17 protein-coding genes are annotated in these 22,602 nt (G+C 64.1%); 13 read left to right on the forward strand and 4 right to left on the reverse strand.

Translation table 11 applies throughout. From position 1 onward, the window contains the following. Nucleotides 1–22: 22 nt before the first annotated feature. From B2W22_RS10010 to B2W22_RS10030, 5 genes are all read left to right on the forward strand, one after another. Nucleotides 23–1,657, forward strand: coding sequence for a Na+/H+ antiporter (locus tag B2W22_RS10010; RefSeq protein WP_414631951.1), 1,635 nt, complete (start codon nt 23–25; stop codon nt 1,655–1,657). A 171-nt stretch (nt 1,658–1,828) separates the two neighbouring features. Next, the gene (locus tag B2W22_RS10015; RefSeq protein ID WP_175122676.1) at nt 1,829–2,974 is read left to right on the forward strand and encodes a muconate/chloromuconate family cycloisomerase; all 1,146 of its coding nucleotides are present in this window, start codon (nt 1,829–1,831) and stop codon (nt 2,972–2,974) included. A 75-nt stretch (nt 2,975–3,049) separates the two neighbouring features. Next, nucleotides 3,050–3,985 (forward strand): catechol 1,2-dioxygenase, encoded by a 936-nt coding sequence (catA, locus tag B2W22_RS10020; RefSeq protein WP_175122677.1) that lies wholly within the window; start codon nt 3,050–3,052, stop codon nt 3,983–3,985. 135 nt (nt 3,986–4,120) lie between these two features. Beyond that, nucleotides 4,121–5,419 carry an MFS transporter gene (locus tag B2W22_RS10025; protein WP_175122823.1) on the forward strand — a complete coding sequence of 433 codons (1,299 nt, stop codon included), beginning with the start codon at nt 4,121–4,123 and terminating at the stop codon, nt 5,417–5,419. 12 nt (nt 5,420–5,431) lie between these two features. Continuing rightward, nucleotides 5,432–6,211: a 1,6-dihydroxycyclohexa-2,4-diene-1-carboxylate dehydrogenase gene (locus B2W22_RS10030; protein WP_286937459.1), complete on the forward strand. Its 780-nt coding sequence runs from the start codon at nt 5,432–5,434 to the stop codon at nt 6,209–6,211. Nucleotides 6,212–6,213: 2 nt separating this feature from the next. Here the strand turns inward: B2W22_RS10030 and B2W22_RS10035 are convergent, their stop codons facing one another. Together B2W22_RS10035 and B2W22_RS10040 are read right to left on the reverse strand one after the other, a co-directional pair. Beyond that, entirely contained in the window at nt 6,214–7,089 is an 876-nt protein-coding gene (locus B2W22_RS10035; protein ID WP_286937461.1) for a hypothetical protein, read from the reverse strand. Between the two features lie 9 nt (nt 7,090–7,098). Then, nucleotides 7,099–10,104, reverse strand: a complete 3,006-nt coding sequence (locus B2W22_RS10040; protein WP_286937462.1) for a T6SS effector BTH_I2691 family protein — start codon at nt 10,102–10,104, stop codon at nt 7,099–7,101. Nucleotides 10,105–10,444: 340 nt separating this feature from the next. Between B2W22_RS10040 and B2W22_RS10045 the strand changes: the two genes are divergently transcribed. After that, nucleotides 10,445–10,969: a nucleotidyltransferase family protein gene (locus B2W22_RS10045; RefSeq protein WP_286937464.1), complete on the forward strand. Its 525-nt coding sequence runs from the start codon at nt 10,445–10,447 to the stop codon at nt 10,967–10,969. A gap of 60 nt (nt 10,970–11,029) precedes the next feature. Here B2W22_RS10045 and B2W22_RS10050 read toward each other — a convergent pair whose 3' ends face one another. Then, the gene (locus B2W22_RS10050; protein ID WP_239214730.1) at nt 11,030–11,488 is read right to left on the reverse strand and encodes a response regulator; all 459 of its coding nucleotides are present in this window, start codon (nt 11,486–11,488) and stop codon (nt 11,030–11,032) included. Nucleotides 11,489–11,807: 319 nt separating this feature from the next. Here B2W22_RS10050 and B2W22_RS10055 point away from each other — a divergent pair, with 319 nt between their 5' ends. From B2W22_RS10055 to B2W22_RS10070, 4 genes are read left to right on the forward strand one after another with little or no spacing between them, the layout of a single operon-like run. Continuing rightward, nucleotides 11,808–15,239 carry a response regulator gene (locus tag B2W22_RS10055; protein ID WP_286937466.1) on the forward strand — a complete coding sequence of 1,144 codons (3,432 nt, stop codon included), beginning with the start codon at nt 11,808–11,810 and terminating at the stop codon, nt 15,237–15,239. 33 nt (nt 15,240–15,272) lie between these two features. Beyond that, nucleotides 15,273–16,112, forward strand: coding sequence for a CheR family methyltransferase (locus tag B2W22_RS10060; RefSeq protein ID WP_175122683.1), 840 nt, complete (start codon nt 15,273–15,275; stop codon nt 16,110–16,112). Between the two features lie 23 nt (nt 16,113–16,135). Beyond that, the gene (locus B2W22_RS10065; RefSeq protein WP_286937468.1) at nt 16,136–16,723 is read left to right on the forward strand and encodes a chemotaxis protein CheB; all 588 of its coding nucleotides are present in this window, start codon (nt 16,136–16,138) and stop codon (nt 16,721–16,723) included. Nucleotides 16,724–16,743: 20 nt separating this feature from the next. Beyond that, the gene (locus B2W22_RS10070; protein WP_175122685.1) at nt 16,744–17,919 is read left to right on the forward strand and encodes a hybrid sensor histidine kinase/response regulator; all 1,176 of its coding nucleotides are present in this window, start codon (nt 16,744–16,746) and stop codon (nt 17,917–17,919) included. Here the strand turns inward: B2W22_RS10070 and B2W22_RS10075 are convergent. After that, entirely contained in the window at nt 17,916–18,584 is a 669-nt protein-coding gene (locus B2W22_RS10075; RefSeq protein ID WP_286937472.1) for a nucleotidyltransferase family protein, read from the reverse strand. The two genes, B2W22_RS10070 and B2W22_RS10075, sit on opposite strands and share 4 nt — an antisense overlap. A 185-nt stretch (nt 18,585–18,769) precedes the next feature. Between B2W22_RS10075 and paoA the strand changes: the two genes are divergently transcribed. From paoA to paoC, 3 genes are read left to right on the forward strand one after another with little or no spacing between them, the layout of a single operon-like run. Then, the gene (paoA, locus tag B2W22_RS10080) at nt 18,770–19,426 is read left to right on the forward strand and encodes an aldehyde dehydrogenase iron-sulfur subunit PaoA (protein ID WP_217467835.1); all 657 of its coding nucleotides are present in this window, start codon (nt 18,770–18,772) and stop codon (nt 19,424–19,426) included. Next, nucleotides 19,423–20,373, forward strand: a complete 951-nt coding sequence (locus B2W22_RS10085) for an FAD binding domain-containing protein (RefSeq protein ID WP_286937474.1) — start codon at nt 19,423–19,425, stop codon at nt 20,371–20,373. Before paoA ends, B2W22_RS10085 begins: the two co-directional genes overlap by 4 nt. 4 nt (nt 20,374–20,377) lie before the next feature. Beyond that, nucleotides 20,378–22,579 carry an aldehyde oxidoreductase molybdenum-binding subunit PaoC gene (paoC, locus tag B2W22_RS10090; protein WP_175122689.1) on the forward strand — a complete coding sequence of 734 codons (2,202 nt, stop codon included), beginning with the start codon at nt 20,378–20,380 and terminating at the stop codon, nt 22,577–22,579. Nucleotides 22,580–22,602 lie beyond the last annotated feature (23 nt).

Genomic DNA, 22,602 nt, shown 5'->3' on the forward strand with positions numbered 1-22,602 from the left:
GATCGACGTTCAGGGGTTTGCATTGGGGACTTTCACCGTAGTCATGGCGATGCTGGTCGCCGTCCTGTTCAGCGGCGTGCTGGTCCGGATGCTGCCGTTGGCCGTTCCGCTACCTTTCGTGCAGATCGGTCTGGGTTTCGTGATCGCGGCCGTGTTCCAGCGTGGCGTGCTGATCGAACCCGAGATCTTCTTCCTGTTGTTCCTTCCGCCTCTGCTTTTCCTGGACGGATGGCGCATATCGAAGCTGGCGGTCCTGCGCGAATCCTCTTCCATCATCCAGCTCGCGTTTGGTCTGGTGATCCTGACGGTGATCGGCGTGGGATACCTGATCCACTGGATGATTCCCGACGTCCCGTTGCCCGTGGCGTTCGCCATCGCGGCCATCGTGTCGCCGACGGACCCGGTGGCGGTCGAAGCGATTTCCCGGCGCGTCCACATCCCGCGCCGCATGATGGCCATCCTGGAAGGCGAGGCGCTGTTCAATGACGCCAGTGGCCTGGTGGCGTTTCGCTTTGCCGTTGCGGCGGCGGCGACCGGCACGTTCTCGCTGGCGCAGGCCACGTTGTCATTCTTCTGGGTTGCCATTGCCGGCCTGTCGATCGGGGCCGGGCTGACGTGGCTGATCATGCAATTGCGGACCATCTACACGCGCCGGGTGGGCGAAGAGCCGGGATCCGAGGTGCTGCTCAGCCTGTTGACGCCTTTCTTCGTCTACTTCGTGGCCGAGCACGCCAATGCGTCGGGCATCCTGGCCGCGGTATCCGCCGGCGTCATGATGAGCTATTCCGAACTGTCGGGCCGCGCACTCGCCGCGACTCGCATGGAGCGCAGGGCCGTGTGGAACACGGTGCAGTTCACGCTGAACGGCATGATCTTCGTGTTGCTGGGTGAGCAGTTCCCCACGATCTTCGCCGGCCTGGCAAGCGCCGCGAAAGAGGCCGGCGGCCAATCCCTCTGGTGGTTGCCCGTGTATGGACTGGCCGTGTGCCTGGGCCTGGTGCTGTGCCGGCTGCTGTGGGTGACCGTGTCGCTGAAGCTGAACGCGATGGCGGCCCGCCGCCGCGGCGCCGAGCCGCCCGAGGTCGGCGCGCGCGTGATCCTGGCCGTCTCCGTGGCGGGCGTGCGCGGCGCGGTGACGCTGGCCGGGGTGATGACGCTTCCCTTTGCGCTGGACAGCGGCGCGCCATTTCCGGCGCGCGATCTGGCGGTGTCGCTGGCGGCCATGGTCATCGTGTTTTCGCTATTGCTGGCCAGCGTGGCCTTGCCCCCCTTGATGCGCGGGTTGCACTTTGCGCCGAACAGCCGCACCGAGCGCGAGGCATCGCTGGCGCAGGACGCCATGCTGCGCGCGGCGCTCGACAGCGTTGCGGCCGGCGCAAGGCGCCGGGGCTTGGAAAATCCGGAAAACGCCGCGCTGTATCTGGAGGTGGCGGAGAACCTGAGCGGCGCGTTGCGGCGGCAGTCCGGCGAGGCGGCGGACGTGGCCGATACGGAACGCCTGGGCAGGCAGATCGCCATCGAGCGCGAACTGAGGCTGGAAGCCATTGCCGCTTCCCGCGAGGCGGTTTTCCATCTGGCTCGTACGCACCGCATCTCGGATTCACTGGCTCGGGAGCAGGGGCGGCTGCTGGATCTGCACGAAGCGCATCTGCGGTAGCGGCGTGTGCGCGCCCAGACCCTTAAGGTATTGAGAATTCCGGGCAACCCTCAACGCATTCGCAGATTATTTATGCTTTAAAGGTATCAATTCGGATTCCCAAAGTATTGGACGCGAAAAGTCGCCGGGTTCTATAAACGCCTCGTGACCATCCCTTATCCAACGCCGTCCATGTCTGCAGCCACCATCGAACGCATCGAAACCTGTCTCGTCGACCTTCCCACCATCCGTCCGCACAAGCTGTCGGTGGCCACGATGTATGGCCAGACGCTGATGCTGGTGAAGGTGTATTGCAGCGACGGCGTGGTGGGCATTGGCGAGGGCACCACCATCGCCGGCATGGCGTACGGTCCGGAAAGCCCCGAGGCCATGAAGCTGTCGATCGACGCGTATTTCGCGCCCGCCATGATCGGCCAGGACGCCACCCGCGTGCAGGCACTGATGGCGCACGTGGGCAAGCTGGTCAAGGTGAACCACTTTGCCAAGAGCGCGCTGGAAACCGCGCTGCTGGATGCGCACGGCAAGCGCCTGGGCGTGCCGGTCAGCGAACTGCTGGGCGGCCGGCGGCGGGATCGCGTGCCCGTGGCGTGGACGCTGGCGTCGGGCGACACGGATCGGGACATTGCCGAGGCCGAGCAGATGCTGCAAGAGCGCCGCCACCGCATCTTCAAGCTGAAAATCGGCGCCCGTGATCCGAAGGTCGATATCGCCCACGTGGCCGCCATCAAGCGCGCGGTGGGCGACCGCGGCGCGGTGCGCGTCGACGTGAACATGGCGTGGAGTGAAACGCAGGCGGCGTGGGCGATTCCCGCATTGGCAGAGGCCGGTTGCGAGCTGGTGGAGCAGCCCGTGGCCAGCGCCGCGGCGCTGGCGCGGTTGATGCACCGGTTCCCGGTGGCGTTGATGGCCGACGAGGTATTGCAAGGCCCGGACACCGCGTTCGAGATCGCGCGCCAGCACGGTGCGGATGTCTTCGCCATCAAGATCGAGCAGAACGGCGGCCTTTTTGCGGCGCAGCGCGTGGCGGCGATCGCGGACGCGGCGGGCATCGAACTCTACGGCGGCACGATGCTGGAAGCTGCGGTCAGCACGGTCGCGTCGGCCCACCTGTTTGCCAGCTTTGCGCATCTGCAATGGGGCACGGAGCTGTTCGGCCCCTTGCTGATCACCGAGGAAATCCTTGCGCAGCCGCTGGACTACAGCGACTTCGAATTGACCGTGCCTGCCGGACCGGGGCTCGGCATCGAGCTGGACGACGCCCGCGTCAAGCGCTTCACGCGCGACGGGCTGGTCAAGGTCACGAACAAAAGCCATTGAGAAAACCTGGCGATGCGGCGGCATGCAACGCCGCATTTCCCGACCCATACCAATAGACAAACCCTGGAGACAGACATGAGCCTCGACGTATTCAACACCCCGGAAGTGCAGGACCTGCTGAAGGCCGCGACCAACATTGCAGGCAGCGAGGGCAACCCGCGCTTCAAGCAGATCCTGAACCGCCTGTTGAGCGATCTTTTCAAGGCCATCGACGACCTGGACATCACGCCCGACGAGGTGTGGGCCGGCGTCAACTACCTGAATCGGCTGGGCCGCGACGGCGAGGCCGCGCTGCTGGCCGCCGGGCTGGGCCTGGAGAAATTTCTGGACGTGCGCATGGACCACGAGGACAAGCTTGCCGGCCTGGACGGCGGCACGCCGCGCACCATCGAAGGCCCGCTGTATGTCGCAGGCGCGCCCGTGCAGGACGGCGTTGCCCGCATCGATCTCGATCCGGATGCGGACGCCGGCCCCCTGGTGATCCGTGGCGTCGTGCGCGATACCAACGGCGCGCCGCTGGCCAATGCGGTGGTGGAGTGCTGGCACGCGAACTCCAAGGGTTTCTATTCGCACTTCGACCCGACGGGCGCGCAGACCGACTTCAACCTGCGCGGCGCGGTCCGTACCGACTCGGATGGCAAATATGAGTTCCGCACGCTGATGCCCGTCGGCTACGGCTGTCCGCCGCAAGGCGCCACCCAGCAGCTGCTGGACGCGCTGGGCCGCCACGGCAACCGCCCGGCGCACGTGCACCTTTTTGTCAGCGCCGACCAGCACCGCAAGCTGACGACGCAATTCAACATCGAGGGCGATCCCCTCATCTGGGACGATTTCGCTTACGCCACCCGCGAAGCGCTGATCCCGCCGGTGACCGACAAGACGGGCGGCGCCGAACTGGGCCTGAAAGCCGACGCGTACAAGGAAATCGAATTCGACGTCGTGCTGACGGGCCTGCTGCAAGGCAAGGACAACCAGATCGTCAATCGCCTGCGCGCCTCCGCCCAGGCCTGAACCCGGCAGGCATCGCCACTGCGCGATGCCGCCATTCGACACTCATACCCATACCGATAACGGGCTCCGCGCGAGCCCGGGGAGACTCTCATGGCCTCAACAATCTCCATTCCGAGCCTGATCGATCAGGAACGGATGGGCGCCTTTCAATGGCGCGTCCTGATCCTGTGCTTTCTGATCGCTTTGTTTGATGGCTTCGACACGCAGGCAATGGCGTTCACCGGGCCCGCGATCCTGACGGCATTCAAGCTGCAGGCCGGCGAACTGGCGCCGATCCTGACCGCCGGCATCGTCGGCATGACGGTGGGCGCCATGACGTTGGGCCTGGTGGGCGACCGTATCGGCCGCCGTCCCGCCGCGCTGATCGGTGTGGCCGTCTTCGGGCTGGCGACGCTGTTGACGGCCGCCGCCACGGAGACGTGGCAGATTCTGGCGCTCCGGTTCATCGCTGGGCTGGGCATGGGCGGTTGCACGCCCATCGTGCTGGCGCTGGCGGCGGAATACGCGCCGGCACGCCATCGTGGCGTGGTGATCACCGGCGTGTTGCTGGGTCTGCCCGCGGGCGCCATGCTGGGCGGCCTGTTGGCCGCGCGCATGCTGCCCGTGATCGGATGGCAAGGCATCTTCATCGTGGGCGGCGTCGCGCCGCTGTTGCTGTTGGCGGCGCTGATGGTGCTGCTGCCCGAGTCCCTGCAATTCAAGGCGATGCGCGGTGACACGGCGGGCCAGGGGTATGTCGCTCGCATCCTCGCGAAGATCTCGCGCCAGCCGTTGCCAGCCGGCGTGCGGTTCACGGTGCCGGAAGACGCGACCATCCGCGCCAGCGTCAAGGCGCTGTTCACCGATGGTTATGCCCGCAAGACGCTGGCGATCTGGTCCGTGTATCTGCTGAACTGGGTGGCGTGGTTCATGCTGCTGTCGTGGCTGCCTACGGTGCTGAAGGCCGCGGGTCTGCCGGCCGACCAGGCGCCGATGGGCACGTTCACCGTGAATCTCGTGTTCATCGTGTGCGCCTTTCCGCTGTCGTACCTGATGCCGCGCGTGTCGACCCGCACGCTGCTGATCGCCATGTTCGCGCTGGGCATCGCGGTGTCGTTGGGGCTGGGGTACGCGGGAACGGACTGGACGCTCGTGTTCATCCTGATCGGCGCGGCGGGCCTGGGCATCGGCGGCCAGCAGCTGGCGCTGAACTACCTGGTCATCGGCGCGTATCCGACCGCACTGCGCGCCACGGCGACGGGCTGGTCCATCGGCGTGGGCCGCGCCGGCGCCATCATCGGCTCGGCCATCGGCGGCAGCTTCCTCGGCTGGTTCGGCCCGTCGGGCTTCTTCATGGTGCTGGCGGTTCCGCTGGCGGGGGCGCTGCTCGCCGTGCTGGCTGTGGACAACAAGTCGTCGCAACCCGTGCCGGGCGAGCTGTCGCGCGCACATTGACCGGGAGCTTGCATGAATCGCTTTGAAAATCAGATCGCGCTGGTCACCGGCGCGGCCCAGGGCGTCGGACGCGCTACCGCCAAACGCCTGGCATCCGAAGGCGCTGCGGTCGTGCTGGTCGACCGCGCCGCCGAACTGGGCGAGGCCGTGGCCCGCGAGATCCGCGAGGAGGGCGGACAGGCGTCGTTCATCGACGCCGACCTCGAAACCCACGCCGGTGCCCAGCGGATGGTGCAGTACACGCTGGACTCGCACGGCCGAATCGACGTGTCCGTGCACAACGTGGGCGGCACGATCTGGATGAAACCGTTCTGGGAGTACACGCCGGACGAGATGCAGCGGGAGGTCACCCGTTCGCTCTGGCCGACGCTGTGGTCGTGCCGGGAGGTGATCCCGGTAATGAAAAAGCAAGGCCGGGGCGCCATCGTCAACGTCGGCTCAAACGCCACGCGCGGCATCTACCGCGTGCCGTATTCGGCATCCAAGGGCGGCGTTCACGCGGCCACCGTCTGCATGGCGCTGGAACTGGCCGAATCCGGCGTGCGCGTCAATTGCGTGGCGCCGGGCGCGCTGGACAACGGCGTGCGCGCCATTCCGCGCAACACCGAAGCCCCCTCGGATCAGGACCGCATCTGGCAGGGCGAGATGTACACGGACTGCCTGGCCGGCACGCCCATGCATCGCATGGGCAGCATGGAAGAGGTCGCGTCAGCGATCTGCTTCATGGCGGCGCCGGAGGCGTCGTACATCACGGGGCAGGTGATGTTCGTGGCTGGGGGGCATGTGGGGTGAGGTCATGCCCTCGCCGTCGGTATGGGCGGCTGTGCGGCTTGGACCTTCAGTACTCGACAAGCCGCGTACCAGCACAGCGCGCAGAACATGTTGTAAGGAAAGAGCAACAGCCACAGAGGCAATAGCCAGTTGTTTTTTCCTTGCGCTTCATTCGGCTGGCCATTGCGCCAAGGTACGTAACGGCGCCAGGCTTCGGTGGGAGTCAAATAAATACAGTGGTCGGGAGCAAGCCACCAGTTGGATTCTGCGGGTTTGGGTAATTTGTTGGGACCTTCATCCATGAATAATCGGATGAACTCCCATACTTGAGCGACATATAACACGCGCGGGTCGACCGGTTGGTTACTTTCGGTGGATACGAATAGTGATTCCAGTCTTTTCCCTTTCATCTCGGGCTTAATTGATTCAACCGGCATTTTAATTATTAGCGAATGCGTCACGATCACTCCTGCTCCCGTGAATTCTGATTTCGACACCATGCCTCCAATGGCAGAGTTCCATGCGCCAGATATTACCCTCCTGCGATCTCTATAGCTGACGCGCTTGTCGAGTCTAGAAAATATTATGTCTGATCTTGTTTTAATAAAGCTTACGCTCAGCGCGAGCATCAAGAAAAAGAATAGTGAGATCAGAAATAAACAGAAGAGCAGCACATAACTTAAAATGGCAGATCCAAGGAGTACGGCGAGAAAATAGCCTAAAAATCCGGAAATTGTCACGACCAATGCAGCAGCATATTGCTTTCCCGACGATGCGGATTCCACGGTCCAGGGGTTCCGTATACGCAAACAAGCTTCATCGATACTGACAAGCTGGTCGCCAATTGCTGGCGGAACGCCAGCGCTGTCGTTGCTCGACCAAATCCAATCTGTTGCCATAATTACTGCTCAATCCGTTAATAGGAACGAGGCTTGGACGACCGCCGTTTCGTCCAGCCCCTGGTTGGGTTTAAAGTCGACGGTCATCAGCATGCTGACGAAGTTTTCACTTTTAACTTGGTGACGCAACACCAAACCGGCAGGAGTTACGATGCATTCTGGCTTTTGTCCGTGCACCGAGATCCTGGGTTTTCCAACGCTCGACGTCGGTCCATTTCTCTCACCGGGGCTCGCACTCGCAAGCGCCCCTTTCCAGGTGCTCTGTCCCAGGATAAAGCCGGGTAGGAGCACAACGAACTCGATCTCATCCTCAGCAAACCAGCCATCACGCCAAGCGCTATCCATCCCTTCCAAACCGATCGACTCGGCTTGATCGGAGTTAAGCAGGATCGGAGCGAAGGAGGCTTGATACCATTCCCTTGTTTCCGATATCAGTTCTGAAAATCTCGAGAGTCTGCGGTTTTTATCAAGCGGAATCGCCGCTCGCTCTTCGCCGTCACCTATTAAGTTGCCAAACTGGCACCGTGCTGCCCAAAGCTCTATGGGAGAGAAGATTTGTGCGGCGGCTTGAGAATGGAGCCAGATACCGCCGAAGACAAAGGCCGATCCGGTGAGAATGACTGCCGCTGCAATCCAGCCAGCAATTGGAATCGTCGCCAGCGTTCCCGCGACGCCAGTCCCGGTAGAGACCGTAGCGGCAATCGCATTGGCTTTCACCATCACCACGGCCCCCAGCGCTATAGATGTTCCACCAGCGAAGGTATAGTTCCCGCCTATCGTGTTGCCGTCTTTGTAAAGCCGATAGCCCTTCTGCATGTCCGTGATAAAGCCTAGCAATATGCCAGGAATTACGATAAGCCTCCCGTATAGCTTCGACGATATGAAGTTATTGAGGGCGATAGAAAAGCCGAGTCCAGGAACTCTGTATCCCATTCTCAACATCAGGGTGGTGTACGTGGTGCCAGTACTCAGCACCGCTACATTTAATGAGCCTATTACCCCCAATATTGCCGATGCAAAATTGGTCGCGTTTTCATGTGAGAATTCGCGTGCAAGCGTTTTAAGTGCATATCCTAGGTTGATAATATTGAAGTAGACCATGCCGAGGTTAAAGCCGGCTCCTGTGGTCGTGGCGCTTAAAGACCTGAGTGTTGGTATTGCCGTGGCAGTCTGAGTCCTCTCAATAACTACTCTCCCGTTACCCTTGATGCTGACGCTGCGGGTGCGGTCGACCTCAGCCATCCCCTTTTTCAAGAGATCATCTACATCCTGGGAAAGCAGATATTCTGCGTTTTTTGTATTGGTAGCTTCATAGCGACCAGCCAGTAGCCCCAATATCTTTTCCATATTGGCCTCCCGCGCTGCCGCGTGAACTTGCTCGCGAAGGTTGCGGCTCGCATCCCAACGGGTTTTCCCCTTGAGCCGCTTAAGCACGACCGTGGTAACCGTTTGGGCTGTCAGATCGGTAACGCCCTTGATCGCTGGAAATTTAAGGGCAAGTTCGGAGATGATGGAGTCTGCGGCTCCGAGTATGGTTCCAACTGCATCTGCCTTTTCTTTAAAAGGGTTGTATGCGGCCAGAGATACATAGAGGGGGCTTCCTGGGTCATCACACCATTTTTCTAGCCGTTCGTACCTGGCGTCTCCATCGTCGCTGATAGAGAGCGATTGCGTCATGCTCTGCATCATCAACGTAATGGACAGTTCTAACGCTGCCGCAGATTGACGGTTGTCCCGATCGAAGGCGCTAAAGGCGGCCGCCAAACTCCTAGGGTCCGACATATTTATGGATTCCGCCGTCGATAGCCAACAGTCATGATCCGCACACGCCTTGTTCAATTCATGCATCATCACCTTTAGCTGCGCATCAGCCTCTTTTCGTTGCCTCAAAAAGTCGAAGTACAACGTGGTGTCGATTCTTTGGGCCAGCCGCGCACCGGACGGGGAAATGCGCTCGTCCGTCAAAACTTCGTATTCGAGTTGTTCTAGCGATGGTATGGGGCGATGGGTTCGCTGATTGCGATGCCACTCGTGTCTTGCTGATGCGATCTTCGCGGCGTCTTGTCCAGAAGCGCGGAACATGGACTTCAGGGACTCGGTCAGCAAGAATGCGGTCAGATTCTTGTGATGAAACTCTGAACTTGCCAAGTGGATTTGGTCGACGTCCAAGCTTAGACAGTCGGGCAAGTGATGGGGACTTACACCTTCAGCACGCTGATCAGGCCTGCGTTTCAGATCCGTAATCTGATGCTGGTACGCAGCGGCGATCAAACCCAAATCGAGGCTGATCCCCTCGGCGTCATTCAGTGCGACCACCGCAGGCACGCGCGGCTGCGTGAAACGGTAATGGCTGCCTTGGGCGATAAATGTGGCGACCGACAGTTCATCTTCGCTCGCATGACAACTCCATTTCAGCGGCAGGCGCTGCTCGAGGGGCTTGAAGTCTTCCACCCATTCAGTCAGGGCGTTGGCCGGAAGTAAGTGGGCCTGGCCAGAGGGTGATTTGACGCCGGAGGTCAGTTCCACCATATCCAAAGCGCGCATGTGAAGCTGGCGCGCTTCAGGATCCTTGGTAATTCGGGCCGTCATGGCATTGGTCCACAGATGTGTGCTGTAGCCGATCCATACCTCCTTGGCGGTGTCGGGGCTGGTGTCTGCCCACACCCATCCCATGCGCGCACCTGTTTTGTACTTGTTCTTCTTGTCGTAGTCCTCCAGACCCGTGTATGTCAGCTCCTGATAATGGCCCTCACCATCGTATTCATGGATGACGAGCGTTTCGCCCTTGGGGCCTTTCATGAACACGTAGACGTATCCCGGGCGAAGCGCGCGCAGGGTATAGGAGGAAAGCTGCAGCCGCTGGAAGGTTGCCTCCAGCCTGAAGCCGGACTCGGCATACCGATATAGCGGTGCCCCATCCGCATTCGGCACAATCGCATATCGGATCGGAAGGATTGGGATGCGTGGGCAGCAGGCCGGCGCCGAGGTCGCGCCGCCGGCCGTTGACTTTGACATGGATGGATTCCTCTGCGCTGATTCAAGGCCGCCAATAGGAACGCGTCCATCGCGAACAGGAATAGCGACGGACGCGCATGAAATGCGCCTCCATTACTCCACATGTCCCTGCCGCTGGATATCAGACAAAAACTATTCTTCGGGGTGAACGATCTGATTGTTCAAAGGTTTGGGGGGCTGCCATCGATGGCACTTGTCCGATCGGACGCGAGATAATGCCGGCTTTGGCTCGTTCGAAGTATGGAGGCAGCCCGGTCTTTGCCCGCTTTCTGCGTGGCATTCAGTCTGTCACCCCGGAGTAACATCAACGCGCATGACAAAGCGACGAGTTCTAGAGTCGATGGTGATTGCAGACGCTGCGCGCATGTGTGCGCTGGAGGCAGTGCGCGATCTTGATTTGACCGATTGCTGGATCGGCGCCGGGTTCGTGCGCAATCTGGTGTGGGATTCGTTGGCCGGGTTTGCGTCGCCGACACCGCTAAACGACGTTGACGTCGTATGGTTTGGCGACGGTGCCGAAAGCTACGCCGATGATATTCAGCTTGAAAGACGGCTGGGAAGCATTGCGCCGGGTTATCCGTGGTCCGTAAAGAACCAGGCGCATATGCACCGCCGCGATCACGACCGTCCCTACCTTTCGACAATCGACGCGCTGACGCAGTGGCCGGAAACTGCAACGGCCGTGGCAGTTCGCCTTGACAGTGACGGGCGTATCCAGGTCCTGGCGCCATACGGCCTGGATGATCTGTTTGCGGGAGTGATTCGGATGACGCCGCGCTTCAAGATTGAAAAGCGGTCAATACTGGACGAGCGTTGGCAAGCGAAGCAATGGCATCTGCGGTGGCCTTTTCTGCGCTACGCGTAAGGCTGCACAAATCGGCCGGGGCGTGAGGGTGGATTGTTCGACACGCCGCCCCGGAGAACGCTACGCTGCGTGAGCCAGGCATTCCTGGCCCGCGCCGCCCAAGCGGCTGAGCGACGCCGGCATTGCGCCAGTGTTCGAACGATGACGCGGCTGCGGCTGGGATTTCTGGGTCAGGCGGCGAACGGCCTTCAGTACTTCCTCCGGGCTGGCCGGTTTGCGCATCAACACGGCGCGGCCCGCGCACGCTTCCAGGATCTCGTGTTCCGGACGGCCGCTCAGCACTAGCACCGGCGTTTCATGCAGATAGGCGTTGTCCCGCATGGCGGTCAGGAGGGCGGCGCCGTCCATGCCGGGCATGGACAGATCGGTGATGACCAGGTCGGGGCGCAGGGCGATCATCTGCTGCAGCGCGGTCAGGCCATCGGTGTGCGTCGTGACGTCATAGCCTTCGCTGGTCAGGAACTCGCTCATCAGGGCGACCAACGTGGGTTGGTCGTCCACCAAAAGAATCTTCGTCATTTTTTTCGGTGCCACGGTGGGCAGGAATTCGGTTGTCTGCGCGGCCGGCTGTCCCCAGGTTCAGGCGGGGGGGGCCGAGGGCGTGCCAGCAAAGGCGGCAGGCGCACGGAAAGGCGGCCGGCAGATCGGGAAGCCGAATCCTAGGGCATGGCAGGGCCGCGTTGGTGTAGTAGTTGTATCCATACGCAACCCAGCTGCGCACATACCTGTATAGTTCGCCAGTGCGCAGGATGGTCTGCAGACGTCTCCGTCCCTATAATTCTTCGCACTCTGCCTTAGCGCAATCCGCGCGCTTTCCCTGAATTGGTAAATCGATCTCATGCTGAAATCGCCGCAGCCGGCCAGTCGCCTGGCCTTTCCCCGCACTTTGATGGCCGGATTCATCCTGGCCGCAGTGGCCACGCTGGTCATCGCCTTCGTCAACGTACGCTCGGCGGACACCCGCGCGCGTGCCGTCCAGTCCATGGACCGCGCGACCGAGTCGCTGCGTCAGCTCAGCCTGTTCAATTCGGCCCTGAAAGACGCCGAGATCGGCCAGAGGGGTTACCTGCTGACGGGCGACCCGGCCTACCTGGAACCGTATGTGCGCTCCGTGCCGCTCATCGAGCAGCGCCTGGCCGTCGTGCAGGAGTTCTCGCAACAGGACGCCACGCAGCGCCGGATTGCCAATGACATCGCGGGCATCACCAAGCAAAAGCTTACCGAGTTGAACAACACCGTCGAGATGCGCCGAGCGGGCGACGTCGAAGGCGCGCTGGCGGTGGTGCGGACCGATTCGGGCAAGGAGGCGATGGACCGGCTGCGCGATCTTGTCGGCGACCTCTATACGTCACAGATGCGCCGGGTCGAGCAGGAGCGCGACGCCTGGAGCGATGCGGCCACGATTTCCACCTACTATTCCTGGGGCGGCGCTCTGGTGCTGCTGGTCCTGATCTTTGCCTCGGCGCTCATGACCATCCGCGAGTATCGCGTCAAGGCGCGCCAGGCCTGGGTGACGACGGGCCTGTCGGGTCTGAGCATGCGGCTGCGGGGCGACCAGCGGCTGGACGAGATCGGCCGGCGCGCCCTGGACTATCTGGCCGAATACCTGAACGCCAGCGTCGGCGCGGGTTATGTGGTCAACGGTGACGACCTCGAGCTGTTCGGCGGCTACGCGGTGCCGCCGGAAAGGCTGCCCCAGAAGATTTCCACGGCGCAGGGCCTGGTCGGCCAGGCGGCCGTATCGCGCAAGCTGCTGCACGTGCGCAACGTGCCCGCCGGCCACCTTGAAGTCTCGTCCGCCACGGGCCGCTCGAATCCGGTCGAACTGGTGGTCGCGCCCGCCATGCAGTACGAGCGCGTATACGCCGTGATCGAGCTGGGCTTCAACCATCCGGTCAGCGAGGGCGAACGCAGCCTGCTGGAAGGCGCGTCCGAAATGCTGGCGTCCGCCATCCGTGCCGGCATGGACCGATCGCGGCTGGAATCGCTGCTGGCGGAAACGCAGCGCCAGTCCGAAGAGCTGCAGACCCAGCAGGAAGAACTGCGTGTCAGCAATGAAGAACTGGAGCAGCAGAGCCGCATCCTGCAGGAATCGCAGGCGCGCATGGAACTGCAGCAGACCGAGCTGGAGCAGACCAACCTCAATCTGGAATCGCAGACCGAGCAGTTGCTGCGGGTGCAGAGCGCGCTAACCGACAAGGCCCGCCTGCTGACGCAGGCCAGCCAATACAAGAGCGAATTCCTGGCCAACATGAGCCACGAGCTGCGCACGCCGCTCAATTCCACGTTGATCCTGGCCAAGCTGCTGTCCGACAACAAGACGGGCAACCTGACGGCAGAACAGGTGAAGTACGCGCAGACCATCAACGCGGCGGGGCGCGATCTGCTGGCGCTGATCAACGACATCCTGGACCTGGCCAAGATCGAGGCGGGCCAGGCGACGGTCGAGATCGAAGACCTGGCGGTGACCCCGGCGCTGCAGCGGTTGCTGGAACCGCTGCGGCCGCTGGCCCAGGAAAAGGGCCTGGCGCTGGAGCTGGACATTGCGCGCGACGTGCCGGACACCCTGCGGACCGATCCGCAGCGGCTGGGCCAGGTGCTCAAGAACCTGCTGTCCAACGCCATCAAGTTCACCGAGCAGGGGTTCGTCGCGCTGCGCGTGACGCGGGCGCCGGGGCGCATGCTGTCATTTGCGGTGCACGACACCGGCATCGGCGTGGCTCCCGACCAGCACGAACTGATTTTCGAGGCATTCCGTCAGGCCGACGGCAGCACGCACCGCAAGCATGGCGGCACGGGGCTGGGTCTGTCGATTTCGCGGGATCTGGCCAAGCTGCTGGGCGGCTCGCTGTCGCTGGTCAGCACACCGGGGCAGGGCAGCGTGTTCACGCTGTTGCTGCCGATGAACATGCTTGTCGTGTCGACCGCCCCGGCGCCGCGCGAGGGCGCCGAGGCGCCTACCACGCTGGCAGGCCCGGCTGGCGTCATCGCCGCCCCGCCCGCCGCGCGCACCGAGCCTGCCCAACCGGCGGCGCTGGCCCAGTCAGCCGAGCCAATTGAGCAGGAGCCGGGCGAGACCTTTGCCCGAACCATCCTCGTCATCGAGGACGACGAACGCTTTGCGGGCATCCTCGCCGATCTGGCGCACGAGATGGGCTTTGGCTGCCTGGCCGCGCACACCGCGACGGAAGGCCTGGCGCTGGCGTCGCAGCGGCGCCCCGATGCCATCGTGCTGGACGTCAACCTGCCCGACTTTTCCGGTCTGGGCGTGCTGGATCAGCTCAAGCGCAACCCGAACACCCGCCACATTCCGGTGCACATCGTGTCGGTGGCCGATTACGCGCAGGAGGCGCTGGTGCGCGGGGCGGTGGGTTATGCGCTCAAGCCGGTCAAGCGCGAGGAACTGGTTCACGCGCTGCACCGCCTGGAAGCCAAGTTCACGCAGAACGTGCGCCGCGTGCTGGTCGTCGAGGACGACGACCGCCAGCGCGACAGCGTGCGCGAACTGCTGGCGCGCGACGACGTCGAGATCGTGCTGGCGGCCAATGCCGGCGACGCGCTGGCGCTGCTGCGCGACACCACCTATGACTGCGTGGTGATGGACCTGAACCTGCCCGACATGAGCGGCTACGAACTCCTGCGCGAAATGGCCGAGCAGGAAAGCGTGTCGTTCCCGCCCGTGATCGTGTACACCGGCCGCGCGCTGTCGCGCGACGAAGAGCAGCAGCTGCGCCGCTTCTCCAAGTCGATCATCATCAAGGACGCGCGTTCGCCCGAGCGCCTGCTGGACGAAGTGACGCTGTTCCTGCACCAGGTGGAAGCCGAGTTGCCGCCGCAGCAGCGCCAGATGCTGGAGCTGGCGCGCAGCCGCGACACGACGCTGGAAGGCCGCACGGTGCTGGTGGTGGAAGACGACGTGCGCAACGTGTTTGCGCTGTCCAGCATCCTGGAACCCACCGGCCTGCACGTCGAGATTGCGCGCAACGGTCGCGAGGCGCTGGATGCGCTGGGCCGCGCCGGCGTCAACGGCCACCGTGCGGTGGACCTGGTGCTGATGGACATCATGATGCCGGAGATGGACGGCTATACGGCCATGCGCGAGATCCGCGCGCGGCCCGAGTGGCGCCGTCTGCCCATCATTGCCCTGACGGCCAAGGCCATGAAGGACGACCAGGAAAAATGCCTGGCCGCCGGCGCCAACGACTACATCGCCAAGCCGCTGGACGTCGAGCGCCTGCTGTCGCTGGTGCGCGTCTGGATGCGCAAGTAAGCCCGACCCGGCCACGACACAGCGATCACGCCCATGCCTAATCAAAACAAGGCGAACATCGAAGACATCGAGCAGCGATTGCTGCTCGATGCGATCTATCACCGCTACCACTACGACTTCCGGGAGTATGCGCAGGCTTCGCTGAAACGCCGACTGCGCACCGCGCTGGGCGAGTTCGACTGCAAGACGCTGTCGCAGCTTCAGGACCGCGTGCTGCACGAGCCCGCCGTGTTCACGGGCCTGCTGCAATACCTGACGGTGCAGGTCAGCGACATGTTCCGTGACCCCAGTTATTTCCTGGCGCTGCGCAACGAGGTGGTGCCGATCCTGCGCACCTATCCCTCGATCAAGGTGTGGGTGGCCGGGTGCAGCACGGGCGAGGAAGTCTATTCGCTGGCCATCCTGCTGCACGAGGAAGGGCTGCTGGACCGTACGCTGATCTACGCCACCGACATCAATCCGCACGCACTGCGCGCGGCCGAGCAGGGCGTGTTCGACCTGGAGCGCGCGGCGGCCTTCACGGCCAACCATGCGCAGGCCGGCGGCCGCAATTCGTTGTCGCACTATTACACGGCGCGGTATGGCCGGGTGGTGTTCGACAAGACGCTGCGCGAGCACATGGTGTTCTCCGACCACAGCTTGTCGACCGACAGCGTGTTTGCCGAGGTGCATCTGGTGTCGTGCCGCAACGTGCTCATCTACTTCGAGCGCGACCTGCAGGACCGAGCGCTGGGCCTGTTTCACGATGCACTGGTTCATCGCGGATTCCTGGGCCTGGGGTCCAAGGAGTCGGTGCGATTCACGGCGCAGGCCGACGGCTTTGACGAATTCGTGATGGCCGACCGCATCTACCGTAAAAGGGCCGACCTGTGACCACGCGCGGGCCGGATCTGTCCGTGGACGCTTCGGACGCCTGGGACGCAATCGTCATCGGCGGCTCGTCGGGCGCTATCGACGCCCTGAGCGTTCTGCTGCCGGCGCTTCCCGCAGGCCTTCAGGCGAGCGTGATCGTGGTCCTGCACCTGCCGTCCGACCGCCGTAGCCTGTTGAGCGACATCTTCAGCTATCGCTGCGCCTTGCCCGTGCAGGAAGCGCAGGACCAGCAACCGATACAGCCTGGGCACGTGTATTTCGGGCCGCCCGGCTACCACCTGCTGGTGGACCGGGGGCCGCGCCTGGCGCTGTCGATCGACCCGCCGGTGCATTTTTCACGGCCGTCCATCGACGTGCTGTTCCAGTCCGCCGCCGATTGCTATGGCGAGCGGCTGCTTGGCGTGCTGCTGTCCGGCGCGAATGAGGATGGTGCCGAAGGCCTGGCCGCCATCCCTGCCGCCGGCGGCCACGCGCTGGTGCAGGCGCCGGCGTCGGCAGCGGCACCCACGATGCCCGACGCCGCCCTGGCGCTGGTTCCGGCGGCAAGGGCGCTGACGCCCGACGAGATTGCCGCCGTGTTCGCGCAGTTGCCCACAAGACGGCTGCCCTGAAACCCAAACGCATTGACACCATGATCCCGACATCAGCCCCATCCCGCGACGACCGCATCAAGTGCCTGCTGGTTGACGACGTTCCGGAGAATCTGATTGCGCTCGAGGCGCTGCTGGCCAGCGACCGTGTCGAGGTGCTGAAGGCCCAGTCCGGCCCGCAGGCGCTGGAACTGCTGCTGCGCCACGGCGACGTCGCGCTGGCGCTGCTGGACGTGCAGATGCCCGACATGAACGGCTTCGAACTGGCCGAACTGATCCGCGGCAGCGAGCGCACGCGCCACATTCCGCTGATCTTCATCACCGCCGGTTCGCGCGAACAGAACTGGCAGTTTCGCGGCTACGAGAGCGGCGCGGTGGACTTTCTGTACAAGCCCGTCGACCCGTACATGCTGCGCACGAAGGCCAACGTGTTCTTCGAATTGCACGAGCGCAAGCGTGCGCTGGCGCAGCAACTCGAAGAGCGCACCGAAGCGCTGCGGGTCAACGAAATGTTCATGGCCGTGCTGAGCCACGATCTGCGCACGCCCTTGCAGGCCATCATCATGGGCGCCACCGTGCTGCAGCGTCAGGGCGACGACGAACGTGTGTCGAGCCTGGCGCGGCGCATGCTGCAAAGCAGTGAGCGCATGTCGTGCCTGATCGAAGACCTGCTGGATGTGACGCGCATTCGCCAGGCGGGCGGGCTGACGCTGGCGCCCTCGGAACTGAACATGGGAGCGCTGGTCGAGCGCACGCTGGACGAGGTGCGCACGGGCTTTCCCGATCGCCAGGTGGCGTCGCACTGCCGTGGCGACGCGGCCGGCGCATGGGACGGCCAGCGCATTTCGCAGGTGATCGCCAACCTGGTTGGCAACGCCTTGCACCATGGCAGCAAGACTGCCCCGGTGCGGGTCGAGGTCAATGGCGAGGACGCCAACGAGGTTGTCGTCACCGTTTCGAATGGCGGCACCATTCCGCCGGAGCTGCTGCCCCATCTGTTCAACCCATTCCGCAGCGGCGCGCGGCGGCCCGGCGGTCACCACGGACTGGGTTTGGGCCTCTTCATTGCGCAGCAGATCGTGGTGTCGCATGGCGGCTGCATCAGCGCGGACTCGCGCGACGACGTGACGAGTTTCCGCGTGGCCCTGCCGCGGCGGGCGGCGTCGGCCGGCGCGGCGGTGATCGCGCGGCCGCGCGGCGACGCGACGCCCGCCTAGGGCGGCGCAGACGGTCCACCGCATCCAGCGGTGGACAGGTCATCCGGTGTATCCACATCGGCGCATACGCCCGCATCATCGACCGCCAGCTCGGTCACACCATGACGGGCCAATACGGAACGTGCGCCCACATCTCCCGCCAGCGCCGCAAGCGCCGGCCAGATCGATCGCTGAAACGCGACCGGGTGGCCGCGCTGGCCCTGCCATGCCGGCGCGACGATGGGATGCTCCTTTGCCGCTTCTGCAACGCGCAGGAAGGTATCCGCGCGGATCCAGGGCATGTCGCCAAGCGCGACAAGGCAGGATTGCACGTCCGGGCTTGCGGTGCGCATGACGTGCCGTGCGGCCGCAGCAAGACTGTCGCCCATGCCACCGTTCGTGCCATCGGTGTAAGGGCCTATCGTGACCACCTCGCATCCGGCTTGCGCCAGGAGTGCCGCGACGCGGTCGTTGCCCGCGCGGACGACCGCCACGACGCCGGCCGCCGCGGCCAGCAGGGACGACGCGGCCGTCATGACGACAGGTGTGCCGTCTGCAAGGGGCGCCAGCAGCTTGTCCTGGCCCGCGGCCGCGCTGGCAAAGCGCCGGCCGTGTCCGGCAGCTAGCAGGATGCCCACGCAGCGAATGCACGCGGGGCTGTCCGGATTGGTTTCGAGATCGAACATTTTCTTGTCAAACGGGCGTGGCGGCCGGGCGGTTCCCGTCGCTATCATCGATTGACGACGATCTTATCGGGAAATCCGCCCCGTTTTCACGCAAGACGCAGCGCGGCACCGGCATGCCGGGGGCGGCGCCGCCAGGAACACGGTTTGCTGATAGCGCGCGCCGATGGCGAGCTGCGGCCCGCCGAATGCTCAAAGGAGTTCCAGCCTTGGAAAATTCCATCGATATCAAGATTTCGCGGCGCAACCTGCTCAAGGCGGGCGCCGCTTCAGCCACCGCACTCGGGACAACAACCATGTCCGCAGCCCAAAGCGCCGCGCCGGCGCACAACCTGACCACCACGGTCACGCTGCAGGTGAACGGCCGCACGCATGAGTTGGCGCTGGATGTGCGCACCAGCCTGCTGGACGCGCTGCGCGAGCACCTGCACATGACCGGCACCAAGAAGGGCTGCGATCATGGCCAGTGCGGCGCCTGTACGGTGCTGCTGGATGGCAGGCGGATCAATGCCTGTCTGACGCTGGCCGTCATGCACGACGGCCAGCAGATCACGACTATCGAAGGGTTGGGCACGCCGGGCGCGCTGCATCCGCTGCAGGCCGCGTTCGTCAAGCATGACGGTTACCAGTGCGGTTACTGCACGCCGGGGCAGATCTGCTCTGCGGTCGGCATGCTGGACGAGGCCGCAAGCGGGATGCCCAGCCATGTCACCGGCTCGTTGACCGAGCGCCCGTTGCTGACGCCCGAGGAGATCCGCGAACGCATGAGCGGCAACATCTGCCGTTGCGGGGCGTATTCCAACATCCTGGACGCCATCGAAGACGTCGCGGAGGGCAAGGCATGAGATCGTTCACGTACGAGCGTCCCGGCACCGATGCCGAAGCTGCTGCCAGCGCGGCACGCGAGCCGCGGACGCGGTTCATTGCAGGCGGCACCAATCTGCTTGACCTGATGAAGATTGAGGTCGAAACGCCCGTCCACCTGGTCGATGTCAACGGCCTGGGCCTGGACCGCATCGAACCCACGGACGACGGCGGGTTACGCATCGGCGCCGTGGTGCGCAATGCGGACCTTGCCGCCCACGACGTGGTGCGGCGTGATTATGCGGTGCTGGCGCGCGCGCTGCTGGCTGGCGCGTCGGGGCAGATCCGCAACCGCGCCACGACCGCCGGCAATCTGCTGCAACGCACGCGCTGCCCGTATTTCTACGACACCAACCAACCCTGCAACAAGCGCGTGCCCGGCAGCGGCTGTTCCGCAATCGGCGGCGTGTCGCGCCAGTTGGCGGTGATCGGCGCCAGCGACGCCTGCATCGCCACGCATCCCAGCGACATGGCTGTGGCCATGCGCCTGCTGGATGCGAAGATCGAGACGGTGCGTCCCGACGCCACGCGGCGGGTGATTCCCATCGCCGATTTCTATCGCCCGCCGGATGGCACGCCGCATATCGAGACCCATCTGGCGGCTGGCGAACTGATCACCGCGGTGGTGCTGCCCAAACCGCTGGGCGGCAAACACCTCTACCGCAAGGTGCGCGACCGCGCGTCGTTCGCCTTCGCGCTGGTGGCGGTGGCCGCCGTCGTGCAAGACGATGGCACCGGCAGAGTGGCGCTGGGCGGCGTGGCGCCGCAGCCCTGGCGCAGCGAAGCGGCAGAAGCGTATTTGCCGGACGGCCCGGCGCGCGTGACCGATGCGCTGCTGTCCGGCGCCAAGCCGACGCCGGATAACGGTTTCAAGCTGACGCTGGCGCGCCGCGCGCTCGGTTCGGTCTTGATGGAAGCGAGGGCGTGAACTCATGAAATTCGATACTCCCGCGACACAGAACCCGATCGATCAGCTCAAGGTCGTGGGCCAGCCCGTCGATCGCATCGATGGACCGCTCAAGACCAGCGGCCAGGCCCCTTACGCGTACGAGCACCACGACATCGCGCCGAATCCCGCGGTCGGCTACGTGGTGGGCGCGGGGATAGCCAAGGGCGCCATCACGGCCATCGATACCGAGCTTGCGAGCCGGGCGCCGGGTGTACTGGCCATCGTGACCGCGCAGAATGCCGGCAAGCTGGGCAAGGGCAAGATGAACACGGCCACGCTGCTGGGCGGTCCGGACATCCAGCACTATCACCAGGCGATTGCGTTGGTGGTGGCCAACACGTTCGAGCAGGCCCGCGCGGCCGCCAAACTGGTTCGCGTGCAGTACGTTCGGCGCGAGGGCGCCTTCGACCTGGCGGCGCAGAAGCGGGACCACGGCGACGCCGCAAAGCACATCCCGAAAACGGACGCGGGCGACTTCGACGCTGCGTTCGCCGCGGCGCCGGTCACGGTCGATCACACCTACACCACGCCCGACCAATCGCACGCGATGATGGAGCCGCACGCCTCGCTTGCAGTCTGGAAAGGCGACAAGCTCACGATATGGACTTCCAATCAGATGATCGCCTGGGGACGGTCCGATGTGGCCCGGACGCTGGGCATTCCGAAGGAGAATGTGCGCCTGATCTCGCCCTACATCGGCGGCGGCTTCGGCGGCAAGCTGTTCGTGCGGGCGGACGCCTTGCTGGCGGCGCTGGGCGCCCGAGCGGCCGGCAGGCCGGTCAAGGTGGCGTTGCCGCGTCCGCTGATCATCAACAACACGACGCACCGGCCCGCCACGATCCAGCGCATCCGGCTGGGCGCGGGGCGCGACGGGAAGCTGACGGCGATCTCTCACGAGAGCTGGTCCGGCGACCTGCCGGACGGCCAGCCCGAAGAAGCCGTGCAGCAGACCAAGCTGCTGTACGCCGGCGCCAACCAGCGCACCGCGCTGAACCTGATGACGCTGGATCTGCCCGAAGGCAATGCAATGCGCGCACCCGGCGAGGCGCCCGGCATGATGGCGCTGGAGATCGCGATCGACGAGATGGCGCAGGCGCTGGACATGGACCCCGTGCATTTTCGGGTGCTCAACGATACGCAGGTGGATCCCACCGATCCATCGCGGCCGTTCTCCCAGCGGCGTTTCGTCGAATGCCTGCAGACCGGCGCCCGGCATTTCGGCTGGGATAAACGCGATCCCAAGCCCGGCGCGCGGCGCGAAGGACGTTGGCTCATCGGGCTGGGCGTGGCCAGCGCCTTTCGCAACAACCTGGTGACCAAGTCGGCCGCGCGCGTGCGGCTGGACGCGGCGGGGCGCGTCATCGTCGAGACCGACATGACCGACATCGGAACGGGCAGCTACACCATCATTGCGCAGACCGCCGCCGAGATGCTGGGCGTGCCGCTGTCCCGCGTGGTGGTGCGGCTTGGCGATTCGGCCTTTCCCGTATCCGCGGGCTCGGGCGGTCAGTGGGGCGCGAACAGTTCCACGGCCGGCGTGTATGCCGCCTGCGAAAAACTGCGGACGCTGGTCTTGGAGCGATTGGGATTCGACGCGCAGGGCGTGGTGTTCGCCAACGGCGCGGTCACGGATGCCAGCGGGCGCAGTGCGCCCCTGACGCGCGCGGTGTCGGGCGGCGAGCTCATCGCTGAAGATGCCATCGAGTTCGGCGACCTGGACAAGAAATTCCAGCAATCCACGTTCGGCGCGCACTTCGTGGAAGTGGCCGTGGACGCCGCCACCGGCGAGACGCGCGTGCGCCGCATGCTGGCGGTCTGCGCCGCAGGCCGCATCCTCAATCCCAAAACGGCGCGCAGCCAAGTCATTGGCGCGATGACCATGGGCGTGGGCGCGGCGTTGATGGAGGAGCTGGCGGTTGACCATCGCGCGGGATTCTTCGTGAATCACGACCTGGCAAGCTATGAGGTCCCCGTCCATGCCGACATTCCGCGCCAGGAGGTCATCTTTTTAAACGAAGACGATCCGGTGTCATCGCCAATGAAGGCCAAGGGCGTCGGAGAACTGGGCCTGTGCGGCGTGGCGGCGGCGATTGCCAATGCGGTGTACAACGCGACCGGCGTGCGCGTGCGGGATTATCCCGTGACACTGGACAAGCTGTTGGCGCAGATGCCGTCCGACGCGTGATGCGATGCCGCCGTGCGCTATGC

The organism is Achromobacter sp. UBA4530 (assembly GCF_002388205.1).
In the GTDB taxonomy this organism is placed as follows: domain Bacteria; phylum Pseudomonadota; class Gammaproteobacteria; order Burkholderiales; family Burkholderiaceae_B; genus Achromobacter; species Achromobacter animicus.

Bases quoted from the DNA above. Each gene is read 5' to 3' on its own strand.
- B2W22_RS10015 (WP_175122676.1), top strand. From the start codon at position 1,829: ATGTCTGCAGCCACCATCGAACGCATCGAAACCTGTCTCGTCGACCTT.
- catA (WP_175122677.1), top strand. From the start codon at position 3,050: ATGAGCCTCGACGTATTCAACACCCCGGAAGTGCAGGACCTGCTGAAG.
- B2W22_RS10025 (WP_175122823.1), top strand. From the start codon at position 4,121: ATGGGCGCCTTTCAATGGCGCGTCCTGATCCTGTGCTTTCTGATCGCT.
- B2W22_RS10030 (WP_286937459.1), top strand. From the start codon at position 5,432: ATGAATCGCTTTGAAAATCAGATCGCGCTGGTCACCGGCGCGGCCCAG.
- B2W22_RS10035 (WP_286937461.1), bottom strand. From the start codon at position 7,089: ATGGCAACAGATTGGATTTGGTCGAGCAACGACAGCGCTGGCGTTCCG.
- B2W22_RS10040 (WP_286937462.1), bottom strand. From the start codon at position 10,104: ATGTCAAAGTCAACGGCCGGCGGCGCGACCTCGGCGCCGGCCTGCTGC.
- B2W22_RS10045 (WP_286937464.1), top strand. From the start codon at position 10,445: ATGGTGATTGCAGACGCTGCGCGCATGTGTGCGCTGGAGGCAGTGCGC.
- B2W22_RS10050 (WP_239214730.1), bottom strand. From the start codon at position 11,488: ATGACGAAGATTCTTTTGGTGGACGACCAACCCACGTTGGTCGCCCTG.
- B2W22_RS10055 (WP_286937466.1), top strand. From the start codon at position 11,808: ATGCTGAAATCGCCGCAGCCGGCCAGTCGCCTGGCCTTTCCCCGCACT.
- B2W22_RS10060 (WP_175122683.1), top strand. From the start codon at position 15,273: ATGCCTAATCAAAACAAGGCGAACATCGAAGACATCGAGCAGCGATTG.
- B2W22_RS10070 (WP_175122685.1), top strand. From the start codon at position 16,744: ATGATCCCGACATCAGCCCCATCCCGCGACGACCGCATCAAGTGCCTG.
- B2W22_RS10075 (WP_286937472.1), bottom strand. From the start codon at position 18,584: ATGTTCGATCTCGAAACCAATCCGGACAGCCCCGCGTGCATTCGCTGC.
- paoA (WP_217467835.1), top strand. From the start codon at position 18,770: ATGCTCAAAGGAGTTCCAGCCTTGGAAAATTCCATCGATATCAAGATT.
- B2W22_RS10085 (WP_286937474.1), top strand. From the start codon at position 19,423: ATGAGATCGTTCACGTACGAGCGTCCCGGCACCGATGCCGAAGCTGCT.
- paoC (WP_175122689.1), top strand. From the start codon at position 20,378: ATGAAATTCGATACTCCCGCGACACAGAACCCGATCGATCAGCTCAAG.